Raw genomic sequence first — 15,887 nt, forward strand, 5'->3', positions numbered from 1 at the left:
CTGTATTGCTGCTCGGACGGCGTGCGTGGTCGTGGCGCTCCCGTGACGAACCTGTCCCATACGGCTTCCTTCCATTCCAACGAAAGGATCGCACCATCAAACCGCGGGATCAAACAGCTAGGTCGCCCGCCGCCCATACCGCCCCCAGGTAAAGCGCGACGACAGCGCGAAATTCCACACTGCCCCGACCGCGATCCCCGCCAATGCCGGCAGCGCCCACGCCCCGCCGCGCACGTCATACAGGAACGCCGCCAGCCCGACATTGGCGACCGCCCCCACCGAACACACCGCGCAGAACGACAGCCAGCCGTTGACCAACGCCCGCACTCCGCGCAGCCGCCGGTCGCGATAGGTCAGATGGTTGTTCAGGAAGAAGTTGAACGTCATCGCCACCATCGTCGCAACGATCGTCGCCATGACGAACCCGCCGCCCAGTTCGAGGAACAGTCCCAGCGCCGCGAGATGCACGATCGCCCCCGCCGCGCCGATCGCGGAGAACATGACGAACCGCACCGGCACCACCCGCCCGAACATCCGGTCGTACAGCGCGATCAGATATTCGAGCGCCACGACATGGTCGAGCTTGCTCTCCCCCACCGCGCGCGTGCGGAACACATAGGGCAGCTCGACGAAGCGCAGCGGCACCGGCGCGGCGGTCAGGATGTCGAGCAGGATCTTGAACCCGATCCCCAACAGGCGCGGCGCGACGCCCCGCACCACGTCGCTGCGGATCATGAAGAAACCGCTCATCGGATCGGACAGATCGGCCTTCAGCACCCGCCGCGACAACCGGGTGGCCAGCGCCGATTTGGCGACGCGATCGGCATCCCACGCCCCCGTCCCGCCACCGTCGACGAAGCGCGATCCGATCACCAGATCGATCGCCCGATCACCCGCCAGCGCCGCCGCCATGCGCGGCAACAATGCCTCGTCATGTTGCAGGTCGCCATCGATCACCGCGACCAGCGGCGCGGCGGTGGCGCACATCCCCTCGATACAGGCCGTCGACAGCCCGCGGCGACCGATCCGTTGCAGCACGCGGATGCGCGGGTCGCTGCGGGCGATCTCCCGCACGACATCGGCGGTGCCGTCGGGGCTGTCGTCATCGACGAAGATCGCCTCCCAAGCGAACCCCGCCAGTGCCGTGTCGAGCGCCGCGACCAGCAGCGGCACGTTGCCGCGCTCGTTGAAGACGGGCACGACGATGGCGAGGTCGAGCGTCACGCCACCCTCCCCGTCATCCCGGCGCAGGCCGGGATCCAAGGTTCCGCAAGCACCGTAGCCATCGATTATGCGGCGCGGTGGATCCCGGCCTGCGCCGGGATGACGAAGGCGGAACGGGAATTCAAAGCGCCGCCAGCACCGCGTCCGCCATCTCCCCGGTCGTGGCACGCCCACCCAGATCGGGCGTGCGATGCCCAGCAACCAGCGCCGCCGTCACCGCCGCCTCGATCCGGTCGGCAGCCTCGGCCTCCCCAAGCGAATGGCGCAGCATCATCGCCGCCGACAGGATCGTCGCCAGCGGGTTCGCCTTGCCCTGCCCGGCGATATCGGGGGCCGATCCATGGATCGGCTCGTACAGCCCCTTCTTGTCCTGATTGATCGCCGCCGACGGCAGCATCCCGATCGATCCGGCGCACATGCTCGCCTGATCCGACAGGATATCGCCGAACAGGTTGCCGGTAACGATCACGTCGAACTGCCCCGGATTGCGCACCAGCTGCATCGCGGCATTGTCGACATACATGTGGGTCAGCGCGACATCCGGATAGTCGGCCGACACCTCGATCACCACGTCGCGCCACAATTGCGAGGTTTCGAGGACGTTCGCCTTGTCGACCGAACACAGCCGGTGGTTGCGGGTCCGTGCGGTGTCGAACGCGACGCGGGCGATGCGTTCGACCTCGGCCTCGTCATAGCGCATCAGGTCATGACCCTCGCGCAGGCCATCCGCCGTCGTACCGCGCCCCTTGTCACCGAAATAGACGTCGCCGGTCAGCTCGCGCACGATCACCATGTCGATCGCGGCGGCAACTTCGGGGCGAAGCGCGGACGCATCCTCAAGCCCCGCGAACAGCTTGGCCGGGCGCAGATTGGCGAACAGTCCCAATGCCTTGCGCAGGCCGAGGATCGCCTGTTCGGGGCGGTGTTCACGCGCGACATTGTCGAATTCCGGGTCACCGACTGCGCCGAACAGCACCGCATCGGCCCGTTTCGCAAGGTCGAGCGTCGCGGGCGGCAGCGGGTGGCCATGCGCGCGATAGGCGGCACCACCGACCGGCGCTTTCTCGAACGTCAGCCCCAGATCGAGCCCGTCGAGCACCCGCCGCGCCGCCGCCACCACTTCCGGTCCGATCCCGTCGCCGGGCAGTATCGCGATCAAGGCCATTGCGTCATTCCCGTTTCGCGCACGAACATTGCGCGGCTCCATCGGCAAAAGCCCCTGCCCCAAGCCGGGCGGGTCACGCAACCGTCCTTTTCAGTCGCTCGACCATCCGTTCCCGCGCGGCGAGGATGTCCTGCCCCCTGCCCCCCAGCAGGTCGCGGGTCAGGAAATGGCCCGACAGTGCCAGCCCCTCGAACGCCGCGTCCCAGCTCGCCGGCCCGCCCTCCGCCAGAAACGCGGGCAGTGTCAGCAACCGATGCTCCAGCCCGACCGCCGCCGCGCGCGACACCGCGCCGCCGCTCCTGGGGCTAACATGGGTCAGGTCGTCGCGCGCGCCGGTCGCGACACATTCGTCGAGCGCCAGCCCGAATCCGAGTTCGGACAGGATCAGCAACTCGGTTCGCACCAGCGCGCCGATCCACGCCCGCGCCGCCGGTGCCGCGGCGATCGCCGCGAACAGTCCGTCGAGCGCAGCATGGATGCGCGGATAGGCCTGCGCCTCGGGCAAGGCATAGGCGGTCAGCGCACACATCCAGTCAATCGCCGCCGCCGGCACCGGTTCGGCGAACAGTGGCGCACGGCTCTCGACCAGTTCGACGGTCAGCGCCGCCAACTGCGTATCGGTCCGCGCCCGCCAGTCGCCGCGGATCAGATTGCCCGGCTGCAACACCGGCCGGATCGCCCGACTCCGCCCGCCGCGCACATAGCCGGGCTGGACGCCCGCCTCGGCGGTCAGGGCACGAACGACCGCGCCATGCTCGCCATGCGGGCGCGACGAGAGCAGGATGGCGGTGGTGTTCAGGTGCATGGGGTGGGTTTAGCAGGGTTCGAGGCGACGCGCGAAATCATCGAATTAGGCAACGTCCGCTTCCGCGCGACTGTATGGAAATCTGATTCTCAGATGCCTCTGATGAATTCGAATCGACCGGAGTCCATATCAACTGGATCGGAAGTATATGCGGCAGTAAAATCAGCAGGTATCACTTTGGCAACACACTTGATCGTAGTTAAATCGTGTCCGTTGCTACGAAACGCGGCCGCCTCGTCATGCACGCTACTATTAATGACATCGAAGCTCAACTGGCCGCATTTATAGAGTGCTTGCGTGAGTCCCGTCGCGTCAGGAAATGGACCTTCGAGACTCGGCTCACCAGTTCCACTGATCAGGTTGTCGGCAACCAGTTTCTTCTCGAGAGGTACGATGAGTACGATCCAGCGGCTCCCGTTATGCTCCTCCTCGGAGCAACCCAGGGTCGTTAACGCAAGAAGCGCGATGATCGAGTTGCGGACAAGCATTTCGAATTATCGCTAGAACGGCGGACGTCGGCAATATGATCAGAAGTATCAGGGGCCGTGCGGCCATTTTCGGCAGGCCAAGACCAGATCGACGTTCGACCGCGCGCCGTCATCTCCCTGCCTTGGAAGGGGGGGGCCGGGGGTGGGTTGGCCTATTGTGGAACGCTTACCCTCCCTTCCGGGCCTACCCACCCCCGCCCCCTCTGCAAGGAAGGAAGCGAGGTAGGCTTCGTTGCGGCTGAATGTCGATCGGAGCTTAGCCCCGCCGAACCCTCGACATCATCGTCCCGACCACCGGCCAGTCCCGCGCCCGCTTCACCCGCTCGACCGCCCCATCGAACGCCTGCAACGCCCGCACCGTAGCCCGATTGGCCCGACTGTCGCGCAACAACAGCAAGTCCACACACACCGTCCCGCCGGTCGCGAACTGGCGCTTATGCTGCCCTTCCCCTTCGGTGAAGTCGAACCGCAGCGCCGCCGGCTCCGCAAACAACGTCCGGAACGCCTCCAGATGCAACACGCTGCCCGGCGACCATTCGCCCCACGACGGATCGTGCCCGACATAGTCGTACCGCACGTCACCGCTGGTCAGCGGGCAATAGAGATAGGCGATCGGCGTGCCGCCCACGAAGAGCAACCAGCCGAACGCCTCGCCCCGCGCGCCCTTGCCCTGCATCACCGCGCGAAACGGGATGTCACCCGGCAGCCCCGCGCCGAGCAGCTTTTCCTGATAGGTCCGCGCCGCGACCGTCCGTGCCAGCCCGTGAAACTCGGCCAGTTCCTGCGCGGTGCGATAGGTCCGCACGTCAAGCGTGCCGTCGTTCGCCTCGGCCAGCTTCTTGCGCTTGCGCTTCAGGCTCGACCGCGCGTTGCCCGACAGCGCGGCAAACCATGCGTCGAACCCGATCGTCAGGTCGGTGTGATAGCGGGTATATTGCTGCCGGACGAACACGATCCCGGCATTCGGCACGACCGCCGGCATCAACGGTTCGGGCAGCGAAGTCACCGACCAGCCATCCGCCCCCTTGGGCAGCGGCGGCAGCACCGGTACCGCGCCCGCCAGCACGTCGCGCAATTCCATCGGCACCCGCACCAGCCGCCGCCGCACCGAAAACAGCGTCCGCGCCCCGATCTGGAACTTGATCGGCCAGGGCTGGACCGGCGTCACGCCGCGCGTTCCTCGATCAGGTTCGACCAGAGCTGTTCGACCTGCCGCCACCGCGTCCTGAGCGCGCTGGCCGGAAGTGGCCGGTCGTCCTGCCCCAGCCGCAGCGGCGGACGGTCGCGGAAGTGGGTCGTCGGCAGGCGATCGGCATCGGCGGCCAGCGTGCGGCACAAGGTTTCGAACCGGCGGACATGAACGCGGTTGGCGCGCGTGCCCGCTCGATTGGCGAGTTCGAAACCGTGGCTGACGATCGTCACCGCCGCATGGGTCGCCGCAGCGGCATGGATCAGCGCAGCGCGCATTTCGGCGGCCGACAGCGCACAGATCTGAAAATGCCGCCGCCCGCCGCCGGGCATGGCGATCGTCGTCACCGGCACTTCGATCAGCCCGCGATGCTCAACCGGCGCGATCCGATCGGGCGACAGCGCGATCATGCTCGGCCATGGATGGTGCGCGCCATTATGGCTGCTGTCATAGGCAAAGCCGAGCGCCGCCAGCGCATCGAGCGTCACGTCATTGGCGCTATAGCTGCCCGCACGGAACGCGACCGGAACGGGCGCACCGGCGGCCCGCAACAGGTCGCGCGCCTCGCCCAGCAAGTCCTGCTGCGCCTGTCGCGACAGGTCGACCAGTTCGAACACATGCGCGCGCCGCCGGTCCGCCAGCGTAGCCCGAGCCCAATTGGGGTGGAGGTGCAGTTGCACCTCCTGCCCCGCCGACAGGATCGCCTCGACGGTCGGCGCGATCGCCGCCATGCCATAGAGCCGAGCGGGCAGCGGATCGACGAAGAAACATGCCTTCAACCCATGCACCCGCAGCCGTTCGAGCTGCCACGTCACCCCGACCCCGGCGGGTTCGAGCGAGCACTGCACCACCGTGTCGGCCGGCAGACCGGCGGCATGGTGCCGCCACATCAATTCGGTATCGATCGTCAGGAAGACGGGGGTCGTCATGGTCCTGTCCTGCCCGCTACGCGTAAACAACCGGTGAAGCAGCGGCCGCCGTCGACAAGGTCGGGACGTATCATCCTAACCGGTCGGCGGCGAACCGGCCCAGTCATTCCATTCGGCGATCGCCGCGGCGCTTTCCGACCGCTGCACCGCCCGACCGGCCTCCTCGGTCGCGCGTGCCAGCGCCGCGTGACAGGTGGCCGCCACGTCGACCCCTGCCCTCCGCGCGCGGGCCAGCAACGCCGCGTCGATCGCGACCGGTTCAGCGGCTGTGGAAATAGTCATAGACCCCCTGCGCCATCGCCTTGCTTACCCCGGGTGCCTTTTGCAGATCGGCAAGGCTGGCGTTACGCACCGCCCGCGCCGTGCCGAAATGCATCAGCAGCGCCTTTTTCCGCGCCGGCCCGATGCCGGGCACCTCGTCGAGCGGGCTGACGCCGATCGCCTTCGACCGTTTGTCGCGATGCGCGCCGATCACGAAGCGGTGGACCTCGTCGCGCAGCCGCTGCAGATAGAACAGCACCGGCGAATTGACCGGCAGCGTCAGTTCGCGCCCGTCCATCAGGTGGAACACCTCGCGCCCGTCGCGCCCGTGATTCGGCCCCTTCGCCACGCCGACCATGCACACATCCTCGATGCCCAGATCCTCCAGCACCGCCTTCGCCGCGCTCAACTGCCCCTTGCCGCCATCGATCAGCACGAGGTCGGGCCAGCCATTGCCGTCGCGATCGGTCTCGCGATCGGGATTCTCCTCCTGCGCACGGGCGAAGCGGCGGGTCAGCACCTCCTTCATCATCGCGAAGTCGTCGTTGGTCTGCGCCTGCTTGATGTTGAACTTGCGATACTGGCCCTTGCGGAACCCCTCCGGTCCGGCGACGACCATCGCCCCCAGCGCGTTGGTCCCCTGGATATGGCTGTTGTCATAGACCTCGATCCGGTCGGGCGGCCCTTCCAGTTCGAACAGCTCGGCAACCTCGCGCAGCAGCCGCGCCTGCGTCGTCGACTCCGCATTGCGCCGCTGCAGGGCTTCGTCGGCATTGCGCTTCGCCTGATCGAGCAGTCGCCTCCGGACGCCGCGCTGCGGCACCGACAGCGCGACCTTGAACCCGGCCCGCTCGGCCATCGCCTCGGCCAGCACCTCGCCCTCCGCCAGTTCGCGATCGACGAAGACGTTGCGCGGCGGCGGCACCTCTTCGTAGAACTGCATCAGGAACGCCGACAGCACCTCGTCCTCGGGCACCTCGTTGGTATGCGCGGGAAAGAAGCTGCGATGCCCCCAATTCTGCCCGCCGCGGATGAAGAACGCCTGGATGCCGATCACCCCCTCCAGACACGCCATCGCAAAGACATCGGCATCGCCGACGCCATCCGCATTGATCGCCTGACTGCCCTGGATGAAGGTCAGCGCCTTCAGCCGGTCGCGCAGCACCGCGGCGAGTTCGAAATCCATCGCCTCCGCCGCCGCCTGCATCTGCACGCCCAGCTTCGCCTGCACCTTGGTCGACTTGCCGCCGAGAAAGTCCTTCGCGTCGCCGATCAGTTCGGCATAGGCCGCCTGATCGATCCGCCCGACGCACGGCGCCGAACAACGCTTGATCTGGTACAGCAGGCACGGCCGGTCGCGCGTCTTGAAGAAACCATCGGTGCACGATCTGAGCAGGAACAGCTTTTGCAACGCGTTCAGCGTCTGCGTCACCGAACCGGCGCTGGCAAAGGGACCGTAATAATCGCCCTTCGCCCGCCGCGCGCCACGGTGCTTCTGAATGCGCGGAAAGTCGTGATCGGCGCGCAGCAGGATGAACGGGAACGACTTGTCGTCGCGCAGCAGCACGTTGTACGGCGGGCGATAGCGTTTGATGAGCTGCGCTTCGAGCAGCAGCGCCTCCGCCTCGTTGTTCGTCGTGACGATCGTCATCGACCGCGTCTGCGCGACCATGCGCTGCAACCGCTTCGTCAGCCGCGACACCTGTGTATAGTTGGCGACGCGGTTCTTCAGCGCCCGCGCCTTGCCGACATACAACACCTCGCCGCGCGCATCCTGCATCCGGTACACGCCCGGCCGCACCGGCAGCGTCGCCAGCACGTTGCGGATAGCGGCGACCCCGGCATCGATATCCGGCGCATCCGACCCGCGCACGGTGAAGCTGGCCTTGTCCTCGTTGAAGCGATTAGGGGCGTTGGGTGTATCCGACATTATGCCCGATTTAGGGAGCGCGTTGCGCCAACGCCAGCGTCAAGCCACGACGGCGGTGCGACCGAGCGCCTTCGTACGGTACATCAGCAGGTCGGCGCGCTGCATGACGTCGTCGATCGACCGGTCGCCGGGTTCGATCCGCGCGGCCCCGATGCTCAGCGTCCATGCCGGCAGCCCGGCTTCGCTACAGTCGGCGCGCAGGCGGATCTGTTCGGCGGCCCGTACCGGATCGTCGGCGGTCGTGATGACCAGAAATTCGTCGCCGCCCAGCCGCACGACGAAATCGCCGCCGGCACCCTGTTGCAGGACCGTCGCGATCGCCACCAGCACCCGGTCGCCGGCCGCATGACCTTGCTGGTCGTTGATCGCCTTGAACCGGTCGACATCGATCAGCAGCGCGACCCGGCCCGGCACCAGCAGGGCGGCGGCATTCGCCGCCAGCGCCGCGCGATTCCAGACGCCGGTCAACGGATCGCGCAACGCCGTATCGCGCAACCGCTGTTGCGAGTGCGACGCCGGTATCCACAACAACGCCAGATTGCCCGCGCCGAACAGCAATTGATCGGCAAGAAAGGGCACTGCCTCCAGCGCCGGCGCCAACCGTGGCGCGATCAGATCAGCGACCGCGACGGCCAGATAGACGGGTACGTACAGGATCAGCAGCCAGCCGGCGATCCGCCGCGGTCGCACGGTCCCGTCGGTCGCGCGGCTGACAGCCAGCGGCACGGCGAGGCTGAACGAGCAGACCGCCATCGTCAACGACCAGATAGCCGACGATACGCCCCCCGCCCCGAACACGATCTCCGCAACCGTGGGCACGATCGCCGTCACCACGACCACACCCCACATCCACGGCGCGAAGCCCCGTACCCCATCGAAGCGCCGGACACCGGCCAGCACCAGCGCCATCGAAAGGCAGAGGATGCCGTCGATCAAGGCATACCCCCACGGGGGAAGGATATTCTCGAACAGGCCGCCGATGACCAGCGAGGCGCAATAGGCGCCGGCCCCCCATCCCCAGCACCGATACCAGCTTTGCCCCGCGGACATAACGAAGAACACCGCGGCATAGGACGCGCTGCACAGGATGCTGCACTGGCGCAGCGTCGAGACGTCGGGAAGGTCGAACATCGACCGTCACCAGTAGCCGGCGAGCATTAACAGCCGGTCACGATACGCCGTATTATCCCGCCCCCGCCGCCGCGATGATCCGCAATCCGCGCACCGCATCGGCCGGATCGACCGGCACCTCGCCCGCGCCGCGCACCGCATCGCGCATCGCGCGGTAAAAGCCGCGCCAATCGCCCGCTTCCGATCGCACGGGCCGCGCAGTACCGATACCATCGGTCAGCACGCCCCATTGCGCGTCGGGTTCGATGCCATATCCGCTGTCGGTCGGCATCCCGCCCGCCCGCAGCACCGCCTCCTGCGGATCGATGCCGTATTTGACGAAGCTGCCCTTGGTCCCGTGCAGTGCAAAGCGGGGGCGCGGTGCCGCGACCAGCGACGCCGACCCGATCGTCACCCGCCGCGCGCCATAGCGCAGCACGACCTCGAAATAATCGTCGACGCCCGCCTGTTCGCGCTGCTGCGTGACATCGCCCGCAACCGCATCGGGCATCCCGAACAGGTGAATCGCCTGATCGATCATATGCGGCCCCAGATCGTTGAGCAGCCCGCTGCCCGGCCCGCCTTCCTCGCGCCAACCCGGCTTGATCGCCGGGCGGAACCGGTCCCAGCGGAACTCGGCCAACATCACCTCGCCCAGCGCATCCTCGCGCAGCAACCGCGCGACCGTCAGGAAGTCGCTGTCCCAACGGCGATTGTGAAACACGCTCAGCAACCGCCCCGTCCCGCGCGCCAGCTGCGCCAGCGCCACCGCATCGGTATCGTCGGTGGCCAGCGGCTTGTCGACCACGACATGCCGCCCCGCCGCCAGCGCCGCCTGTGCCAGCGGCGCATGGCTGTCGTTCGGCGTGGCAATCACCACCAGGTCGAGGCTGGCGTCCTCGATCAGCGCGTGCGGATCGTCGTATCGTATCGCCGCCGGAAACCGGTCGATCGGCCGCGACGTGGCGATCGCGGCCAGTTCCATGCCCTCGACGGTCGCGATCAGCGGCGCGTGGAACGACGCCCCGGCAAGGCCGAACCCGATCAGGCCGACGCGCACCATCTCAGCTGAGCTTCGTCAGCTCGGCGGCGACCTTCGCCACCTGCGCGTCGGTGATCGCGCCATTGGCATAGGGCTGGACCTGCTTCAGGCTCATGCCCTTGAACGACGCATAGGCTGCGTGCGCCAGCATCCCCGGAAAGGTCGCCTCGAGGATGGCCTTGCCCTTCGGGTCGGCGGCGATCGTTTCGATACTGCTGTCGATGGTCAGTTTGGCGGCGGCCGGCGCGGCGGTGCTGAGTGCAGCGGCCGGCGCGGTCTGGGCGGTGGCGGCGATCGGCATCGCCAGCAAGGCGGCGGTAAGGAGCAGTTTCATCGGCAATCTCTCCACGGGCCTGTTCGCCCGGCCCGGAACGTAGCGCCCCGCCCGCCCCGCGCCAAGCGGGATAGGTTGACCGGTCCCGAACCATGCCAAGGCAATAGCCGCGCCCATCGCCGACGATTTCGTCACCCCGGGCTTGTGCGAAACCTCCGCGAAACTACCGGTTCCCGCCCCCTGCCGTACCCCCGCGCAGGCGGGGGTCCAGGGTTCCAGGCGCAAGCCGTTGTCATCCCTGGCTCTGCCCCCGCCTGCACGAGGGTACGGTGCGTCTTTGGCAAAGCTTGCGACGTTCGCAGAGATCTTGCCTCTAGCCGGGGTTCCGCATCTTCTCCTTCGCCAGCAGGAAAACGGAGCCCTCGGATCAAATCCGAAAGGCCGGCCGGACAGCCCCGACCATACCCCGGCAGCAGCGGCAAACGCCCCGCTGCTGACGCCAACGGAACCGAAACCCCACCCTCAACACCGCGACGACAACCTTACCCCGCCCGCTTCATCCAGCCATGCATTTCCATCCACTTGGCAAACGCCTCGAACCAACCGGTGCTGGTCGTCGCCTTCGGATACATGCCGAAACCGTGGCCACCCTGTTCGTACAGGTGGAACTCGACCGGCCGCTTCGCCGCCTTCCACGAATCGATCAGCCCGAACCCGGCATTGGCGAAGAACGGATCGTCGGCGGCCAGCGCCACGAACAGCGGCGGGGCATCGGCGGGCACGGTCGCGGCGGACAACGGGCCATAGATGTCGCCGATAAAGGCCGGCTTCGCCGCATTCGACGACAGCGTCGTCGCCATCGTTAGCATGGCGCCGGCCGAAAAGCCGATCATCCCGATCCGGTTGGGATCGACCTTCCATTCGCCGGCGCGCGAACGGACCAGCGCGAACGCCGCATTGGCATCGGCGATCTGCGGTGCCAGCGCGTTCGCGGCGCTGGCCGGGTTCGGCCGGGGCGGACGCTGTGCGGTGGCCGAGAACATGGCGGTCATCGACTGTTCGAACCCGGCCATATCGGCGGGCGTCTGGTTCAGCCGGTATTTCAGCACGAACGCCGCCACGCCGCGCGCCGCCAGCGCCTTGGCGACGTCCCAACCCTCGTTCTGCATCGACAGCGTGCGGAACCCGCCGCCCGGCGCGACGATCACCGCCGTGCCATTGGCCTTGGCCGGATCGGGCAGGAACGGCGTCAGCGTCGCGTCGGTGACGTTGCGCGCGAACACGCTGCCATATTGCTGGTGCCACACCTCGCGCGCCTTGGCGTCGGGCAGCGTGCCGGTCTTCAGCGGGATCGCATCCGGCTGCGCCGGGACCGCGATCGGCTCCATCTTGTCGCTTTGCGCCAGCGCCGGTGTCGCTACCGCGATCAACGCCCCGCCAATCGTCCGCGTCAACGCGCGGAGACGCACGTGTTTCGTACCCGTCATGACCATCTTCTCCCTGTATTATCAGGGGAGTATCGGCAGGCACGCACCTATTGTCCAATGATTTTGTTAGCGTTAACGGCAGTGTTGGCGGCGAATCTACTGCCCGGCCCGACGGCGGTAGTTCCGTTGCGCAGCACACCGTTGCCCGGGCGAGGGGACCGATCCGAACCGTTCCGGATTACCCGGCGAACCGGCCGGACCACCGCGACGACCCGCCTGTGTCCACTTCCACGCCCCGGCGGCACGATCAGGCATCGCCCGACAGCCTCCACCAGCATCCCACCCCGCCGTCCATTAAGTTAGATCGGGTCCTATCCCATTGTTATGAAGTGCTTTTCTTACCACTTTCCTACACGGAATCGGCAAACTACACTCGATCCGTTCTTTGAAATGACCGTCCAGACTACCGCGCCAAAGGTCGAAAAGGTGTAACCTTCGCAACCTTCCACGGACGAAAATCATCCCTGCGCGAACAGCTTGGTTCCCGCGACACCGACCACGATCAGGACCATGAACCCGGCCTGCAACGGGGCGATCCGTTCGCCGAACAGCAGCGCCCCGCCGATGATGACGCCGATCGCGCCCAGCCCGGTCCACACCGCATAGGCTGTCCCCGCCGGAATGCCGCGCATCGCCAGCGCCAGCAACGCCATGTTCACGAACGACAGGCCGATCGGCACCGACGACGCCAACAGCGTCCCCTGCCCCGCCGCCCATTTCAGGCTGAGCGCCCAGATGACCTCGCACACGACCGCAACCGCCAGGATGGCCCATGCCATGGCGTTTCTCCTTTAGCGGGCTCGGTGATGGGAGGGCGCGCCGGAAACCCGAAAGAGGCGCCACCCCAAAACGCGAAACGCCGCCCGGCCGGATCGGCAGGGCGGCGCACACGCGTCGGTAAACGTCGGTCAGTTCAGCCGGTTGCCACCCAGACCGGCAATCGTCCGGTCGATCAGCACGCGATCGGCGTCGCCCGACAGATGCGTCGAGATCAGTGCGGTCGCGGCCTTGGCGGCGGCATCGGCGGCGGTCGCGCGGACCTCGGCGATGGCGGCGCGCTCGGCGGCGGCGATCTTGTCGGTCGCCATCTTGGCGCGACGTTGGGTCAGGTCGGCGGCATCGGCTTCGGCCTTGGCCAGCAGCCCCTGCGCTTCGGCCTCGGCATGGGCGACCATTTCGGCGGCCTGTGCCTCGATCCCGGCGATCTTCGCAGTATATTCGTCGCGCAACGCCTCGGCTTCGGCACGCAGCTTGCGCGCTTCGTCGAGACGGGTGCGGATCACCGCGATCTGCCCGTCGAGCAGCCGGCCGATCACGGTCGGTACGCCCTTGAACAACAGCACGGCCAGGAACACGAACATCGCCGCGCTGACCCACCCGGTGCCGTCGAGCCCGAACGCGGTGGGATCGGGATGGTTGGCGGCGGTGGTGCTGCCATGCTCGCTCTCGACGGCGCTCACGCCGGTCTTGGTCAGACCTTCCTCGTGGATCGCTTCGTTCAGCGTCGGGCTGCCATGTACGGCCGTGGTCGGATTAGCCATGAAGCACCGCCTTTACCGCGCCTTGCGCGTCCTGTTCGCTGACCTGAATGCCCGACACGCGCGCGACGATCGCCTGCGCCGCTTCGGCAGCGACCTGTTCGACTTCTGCCATCGCAGCGTTGCGCTGCGCAGCGATGTCGGCTTCGGCCTTAGCGACGCGGACCTGCACATCGGCATTGGCAGCAGCCAGCCGTTCGGCGGTAGCAGCAGCGCCCTTGGCACGTGCTTCGGCCAACAGCTTCTGCGCAGCCTCGCGGCTTGCATTTTCGCGGGTACGCCATGCGGCTTCGGTGGCATCGGCGGTGCTGCGCGCCTGATCGGCCGCGGCCAGATCGGCGGCGATGCCCTGATCGCGCTGGTCGACCGTGCCCTGTACCTTGGGCACCATGCCAAGGCCGACGACCAGAAACACGATGCCGAAGGTCAGCACCAGCCAGAAGACCTGCGACCCCCAGGTCGCGGCGAGCTGCTCGATTTGCGGCATGAAACGTCCCGTATTGTCTGGTCGACCGGACGCCATCGTCCGGCCGAAACCGGCCCATGGGGCCGGAGATCCGGCGCGGGCAACCCCGCGCCGGGCGTCACGCAGTTACGCGACGAAGATCAGCAGCACTGCAACGACGAACGCCAGCAGGCCGAGAAGTTCGGCGGCGGCGAAGCCGATGAACATGTTGCCCTGCTGGCTGGCAGCGGCCGACGGGTTGCGCAGTGCGCCCTGCAGGAAAGCGGCGAAGACGTTGCCCACGCCGAGTGCCGCAAGGCCGGCACCGATGGCGGCCAGACCGGCGCCGAGGAACTTGATGGCGTCTGCTTCCATGTCGAAAACTCCCTTGGAAAAATATCAGTTTGGGTTGGGATCAGTGATGGTCGTGCAGGTGCACGGCATCGTTGATGTAGAGCGAGGTCAGCAGCGCGAAGACATAGGCCTGCACGCCGGCGACCAGCATTTCGAGGGCCGACACGCCGACCATCAGCGCGAAGCTCGGCACGCCGACCAGCACGCCGATGCCCGCACCGGCGGCAGTCGAATTGATGATGAAACCCGCCAGCACCTTCAGCAGGATGTGGCCCGCCGTCATCGCCACGAACAGCCGTAGCGCGAGGCTGAACGGGCGGACCATGAACGACACGAACTCGATCGGCGCGACCAACAGCAGCACCGGAACCGGCGTGCCCTTCGGGGCGAACAGGGTGAAGAAGCGCAGGCCGTGCTTGAACAGGCCGACAATCAGCACGATCGAGAAGCTGGCGATGGCGAGGACGCCGGTCACGGTGAAGTGGCTGGTGACGGTGAACGGGTGCAGCCCGATCAGGCCGAAGGGCAGCAGCCCGACGACGTTCGCGAACAGGATGAACATGAACAGCGAGAAGACGTAGGGCAAATACTTGCGCCCTTCATGCCCGATATTCGCCGCCAACAGCTTGTCGATGAAGCCGGTGAAGCCCTCGACCGCCATCTGCCAGCGGCCGGGCACCAGCTGCTGCTTCATGCCGCCGATCATGAACACGAACAACGCGACCGCCGCGACGATCATCCACAGCGCCGAATTGGTGAACGGCAGGACGGAATCGCCGAGCGGAATGTTGAAGATCGTCTGCACCTCGAACTGGTGCATCGGATCGATCTTGCCTGCCTGCGCCACGTCGCTTCGCCCCGATATGCCAAGGCGCCCAAAACTTTCAGTCCGGGCGCCGGTTCGAAATCCTGATGATGTTCCTGAACGCGCTGACGATCCCGAGGGTCAGCAACACGAGCAGGAGCCAAGGCGAGGTGCCGAGCAGATAATCGAGCGTACCCCCGATCACCGCCCCCCCGACCATTCCGCCGATCAATTCGGCCAGCACGCGATTGCCGAGGCGGTAGTTCTTTTCCCCCGCTTCGTCGCGCGCCTGACCGGTCCGGATCGCCTCATCCTTCTTCGCCCGATCCAGCCGCTCATCGAGCGAGGTGATCCGGGCGTCTTCGGGCAAGGGGTCTAGTCCAGGCTCGTTCTCCGCCATGATTCCTCCCTGGACCGTCAAAGGCCGGGCCGGAATCCGCCGGATGGCGAGCCCGCCAAGGCAGGCGCGCTTTAGGAAGGTGACGGTTTCGAGTCAACCACAGCGTTCGCGCCGAAACCTTTCGGGACGATGAACGGGGAGTGACGACTGACTTCGATCTGGAAAGCCGTGAAGATGAGACAGGACGACATCCTAGGAATCCGTTACCCCCGCCGTGCGACCGACCCATCGGTCGCAGAGGAGGTGAGGACAACGGACCATGACGCAGCAATGGTCATTATCGGCGTCGCAATGCTGATGATGGCTTTCACGACCCTGGTGATCAAAATCATCAAGGTCGCTCGCTCTAAGGCCTGTTGAGTTTCAGGATTCCATTGGTTGGGATTTTCTGATTCACGCTGCGGATGGACCGATCTGTTCTGACCGACGCCCAATGGGCGA

The 15,887-nt window shown here is 66.5% G+C and carries 19 protein-coding genes; all 19 read right to left on the minus strand.

All coding sequences use genetic code 11. The features are described 5' to 3' along the window. Nucleotides 1-117: 117 nt before the first annotated feature. Nucleotides 118-1,224: a glycosyltransferase family 2 protein gene (locus ASE90_RS07500; RefSeq protein WP_055998534.1), complete on the minus strand. Its 1,107-nt coding sequence runs from the start codon at nucleotides 1,222-1,224 to the stop codon at nucleotides 118-120. 121 nt (nucleotides 1,225-1,345) lie between these two features. Continuing rightward, nucleotides 1,346-2,389, minus strand: a complete 1,044-nt coding sequence (gene leuB, locus ASE90_RS07505) for a 3-isopropylmalate dehydrogenase (RefSeq protein WP_055998500.1) — start codon at nucleotides 2,387-2,389, stop codon at nucleotides 1,346-1,348. Nucleotides 2,390-2,462: 73 nt separating this feature from the next. Then, nucleotides 2,463-3,194 (minus strand): DNA repair protein RecO, encoded by a 732-nt coding sequence (recO, locus tag ASE90_RS07510; protein ID WP_055998502.1) that lies wholly within the window; start codon nucleotides 3,192-3,194, stop codon nucleotides 2,463-2,465. 89 nt (nucleotides 3,195-3,283) lie between these two features. Next, a complete protein-coding gene (locus ASE90_RS19635) occupies nucleotides 3,284-3,682 on the minus strand; it encodes a hypothetical protein (RefSeq protein ID WP_156361500.1) in 399 nt (132 codons plus the stop codon). Nucleotides 3,683-3,938: 256 nt separating this feature from the next. Continuing rightward, a complete protein-coding gene (locus ASE90_RS07520; RefSeq protein ID WP_082449653.1) occupies nucleotides 3,939-4,850 on the minus strand; it encodes a GNAT family N-acetyltransferase in 912 nt (303 codons plus the stop codon). Further along, on the minus strand, nucleotides 4,847-5,800 hold the full coding sequence (locus ASE90_RS07525; RefSeq protein WP_055998508.1) for a polysaccharide deacetylase family protein: 954 nt from the start codon (nucleotides 5,798-5,800) through the stop codon (nucleotides 4,847-4,849). Before ASE90_RS07525 ends, ASE90_RS07520 begins: the two co-directional genes overlap by 4 nt. A 75-nt stretch (nucleotides 5,801-5,875) precedes the next feature. Continuing rightward, nucleotides 5,876-6,082 (minus strand): type II toxin-antitoxin system CcdA family antitoxin, encoded by a 207-nt coding sequence (locus tag ASE90_RS07530; protein ID WP_055998509.1) that lies wholly within the window; start codon nucleotides 6,080-6,082, stop codon nucleotides 5,876-5,878. After that, nucleotides 6,060-7,991 carry an excinuclease ABC subunit UvrC gene (uvrC, locus tag ASE90_RS07535; protein WP_055998510.1) on the minus strand — a complete coding sequence of 644 codons (1,932 nt, stop codon included), beginning with the start codon at nucleotides 7,989-7,991 and terminating at the stop codon, nucleotides 6,060-6,062. Before uvrC ends, ASE90_RS07530 begins: the two co-directional genes overlap by 23 nt. 39 nt (nucleotides 7,992-8,030) lie before the next feature. Continuing rightward, a complete protein-coding gene (locus tag ASE90_RS07540) occupies nucleotides 8,031-9,122 on the minus strand; it encodes a GGDEF domain-containing protein (protein ID WP_055998512.1) in 1,092 nt (363 codons plus the stop codon). A 52-nt stretch (nucleotides 9,123-9,174) separates the two neighbouring features. Then, complete coding sequence (locus ASE90_RS07545) at nucleotides 9,175-10,164, minus strand: oxidoreductase (protein WP_055998515.1); 990 nt, start codon at nucleotides 10,162-10,164, stop codon at nucleotides 9,175-9,177. 1 nt (nucleotide 10,165) lies between these two features. Then, a complete protein-coding gene (locus tag ASE90_RS07550; RefSeq protein ID WP_055998517.1) occupies nucleotides 10,166-10,477 on the minus strand; it encodes a hypothetical protein in 312 nt (103 codons plus the stop codon). A 482-nt stretch (nucleotides 10,478-10,959) separates the two neighbouring features. Beyond that, nucleotides 10,960-11,904, minus strand: coding sequence for an alpha/beta hydrolase (locus ASE90_RS07555; RefSeq protein ID WP_235531709.1), 945 nt, complete (start codon nucleotides 11,902-11,904; stop codon nucleotides 10,960-10,962). A gap of 458 nt (nucleotides 11,905-12,362) precedes the next feature. Next, complete coding sequence (locus ASE90_RS07560; protein ID WP_055998520.1) at nucleotides 12,363-12,683, minus strand: DMT family transporter; 321 nt, start codon at nucleotides 12,681-12,683, stop codon at nucleotides 12,363-12,365. A gap of 129 nt (nucleotides 12,684-12,812) precedes the next feature. Next, the gene (locus tag ASE90_RS07565) at nucleotides 12,813-13,445 is read right to left on the minus strand and encodes a hypothetical protein (RefSeq protein WP_055998522.1); all 633 of its coding nucleotides are present in this window, start codon (nucleotides 13,443-13,445) and stop codon (nucleotides 12,813-12,815) included. Further along, nucleotides 13,438-13,929: an ATPase gene (locus tag ASE90_RS07570; protein WP_055998524.1), complete on the minus strand. Its 492-nt coding sequence runs from the start codon at nucleotides 13,927-13,929 to the stop codon at nucleotides 13,438-13,440. The genes ASE90_RS07565 and ASE90_RS07570 overlap by 8 nt, the downstream gene beginning before the upstream one ends. A 105-nt stretch (nucleotides 13,930-14,034) precedes the next feature. Next, nucleotides 14,035-14,262: a F0F1 ATP synthase subunit C gene (locus ASE90_RS07575; protein WP_055998526.1), complete on the minus strand. Its 228-nt coding sequence runs from the start codon at nucleotides 14,260-14,262 to the stop codon at nucleotides 14,035-14,037. A 40-nt stretch (nucleotides 14,263-14,302) separates the two neighbouring features. Beyond that, nucleotides 14,303-15,088 (minus strand): F0F1 ATP synthase subunit A, encoded by a 786-nt coding sequence (locus tag ASE90_RS07580; protein ID WP_055998528.1) that lies wholly within the window; start codon nucleotides 15,086-15,088, stop codon nucleotides 14,303-14,305. A gap of 37 nt (nucleotides 15,089-15,125) precedes the next feature. Further along, on the minus strand, nucleotides 15,126-15,446 hold the full coding sequence (locus tag ASE90_RS07585; RefSeq protein WP_055998530.1) for an AtpZ/AtpI family protein: 321 nt from the start codon (nucleotides 15,444-15,446) through the stop codon (nucleotides 15,126-15,128). Nucleotides 15,447-15,649: 203 nt separating this feature from the next. Next, nucleotides 15,650-15,887, minus strand: a 238-nt coding sequence (locus ASE90_RS20575) for a hypothetical protein (protein WP_235531710.1), incomplete at its 5' end; no start/stop codon positions are given.

Origin of the sequence: Sphingomonas sp. Leaf67, from assembly GCF_001421965.1 — a bacterium.
Classification (GTDB): domain Bacteria; phylum Pseudomonadota; class Alphaproteobacteria; order Sphingomonadales; family Sphingomonadaceae; genus Sphingomonas.